The 470-nt window shown below is 43.0% G+C and carries 1 pseudogene; it reads right to left on the bottom strand.

Features of this window, described 5'->3' with window-relative positions:
* Positions 1–435 (bottom strand): annotated as a pseudogene (locus tag GBI66_RS19190) (hypothetical protein); the annotation flags it as partial.
* Positions 436–470 lie beyond the last annotated feature (35 nt).

Raw genomic sequence — 470 nt, forward strand, 5'->3', positions numbered from 1 at the left:
AATCGCCTTGAGGAAGTACTGCCTCACCTTTTCCTGCTCCTCCAGCGTAAGTTTGGATACATTGATCAAGGAGATCCCTTCCTGGTGCAATTCGGGAAGAATCGTTTGAATAAAATGCTGTTCCTGATCCCCATGGAACCGTTGGCACTCCTTCATCAACTTTTCCTTGAACGGCTCCTCTCGAAGTCCGGAATAGTCCACTCGCTCCTTTTCGTAATCCAGGTAATTGTAAAGAGAGCCTACCCGAATCATAAAAAATTCATCCATGTTGGATGCGGTAATGGCTAGAAATTTGAGCTTTTCGAAGATGGAGCGGAAGGATTTTTTGGATTGATCCAACACACGCTCGTTAAATTTTACCCAGCTCAAATCTCTGCTGATCAGGTCACTTTTTTGGATGATCGACTCGTACTTATCTCCTACTGAAAGTTTCATAGTGTTGGAATTTCAACGTGATTTTACGTTAATCT

It is taken from the genome of Acinetobacter sp. TUM15071 (assembly GCF_008980925.1).
Classification (GTDB): domain Bacteria; phylum Pseudomonadota; class Gammaproteobacteria; order Pseudomonadales; family Moraxellaceae; genus Acinetobacter; species Acinetobacter dispersus.